Here is a 1,265-nt window from a genome sequence, read left to right on the forward strand (position 1 = left end):
GTGAGGATTCGTCCTCGCTGGAAGGATGTCCCTGTGGCAAAGCCGTATCCCAAGGAGTTCCGAGACGACGTCGTGGCGGTGGCCCGACAGGGCCAGGCGCCGCTGTCGCAGATCGCGAAGGACTTCGGTGTCTCCGAAGGGTCCTTGTCGAACTGGATGAAGCAGGCAGACATCGAGGACGGACGACGTCCCGGTCTCACCGGAGCCGACCAGACGGAGCTGCGCGAGGCGAAGAAGCGCATACGTCTGCTCGAGCAGGAGAACGAGGTGCTCCGCCGTGCGGCGGCGTATCTGTCGCAGGCGAACTTGCCGGGAAAATAGTCTTCCCGCTCGTCCGTGAGATGGCCGCGGCCGGCGCTCCGATCAGGGTGCCGGTCGTGGTGGCGTGCAGGGTTCTGGGCTTATCGACCCAGGGGTACTACAAGTGGCTGAAGGCCCCGATCTCCCAGCGGGACTGGGACGATGCTCACCTCATCGACGTCCTCTACGAGGCTCACCGCGATGATGCGACCCTCGGCTACAGATTCCTCACCGATGAACTGTCCGACGAGTACGGCATCACCGTCGGCGAGAACCGCGTGCATCGGCTCTGCCGCATCGCTGGAATCACCGCCAGCCATCACAAGAAGCGTCCCAAGCCCGGCTCCACCGGGCCTGCCCCGCATGATGACCTCCTCGCGGTCGTCGATGAGCACGGCGTCGTCCGGCATGAGTTCGCCGCCGATGCCCCGAACAAGGTCTGGCTCTGGGACATCTCCGAGCACCCCACTCGTGAGGGCAAGCTCTACATCTGCGCGATCAAGGACGTCTGCAGCAACAAGATCGTCGGCTACTCGATCGACTCGCGCATGAAGGGATCGCTGGCGCGGTCGGCGCTGCGCAACGCGATCGCTCTGCGGCAGCCGGTCGGCACGATCTGCCATTCGGACAGAGGCGGCCAGTTTCGCGCGAAGAGGACCCAACGGCTGCTCGAGAACAACGGGCTGGTCGGGTCGATGGGGCGCTCCTACGGCGCGGGCGACAACGCCAGCATGGAGAGCTTCTTCGCGCTCCTGCAGAAGAACGTCCTCAACACGCGCCGCTGGGAGACGCGGCAGGAACTCCGCCTCGCGATCGTCACCTGGATCGAGACGAAGTACAACCGTCGCCGCCGTCAACGAGGCCTCGGAAAGCTCACACCCGTCGAGTTTGAGATGATCTACAGAACCGCAGAAGCGGCCTGAACACCCCGACCCCTACCCGTCAACCAAAGTAGGGGCAGTCCC

At 64.5% G+C, this 1,265-nt stretch carries 1 protein-coding gene; it reads left to right on the forward strand.

What is annotated here, in order from left to right:
• The first annotated feature begins 33 nt into the window (after positions 1–33).
• Positions 34–1,223, forward strand: a protein-coding gene (locus AC25Y0_RS12945) for an IS3 family transposase (protein WP_488134784.1) whose coding sequence is annotated in 2 segments (ribosomal slippage) — positions 34–312 and positions 315–1,223 — 1,188 coding nt in all. Because the reading frame shifts where the segments join, the coding sequence is not laid out codon by codon here.
• Positions 1,224–1,265: the final 42 nt, after the last annotated feature.

The organism is Microbacterium sp. Y547 (genome assembly GCF_057669785.1).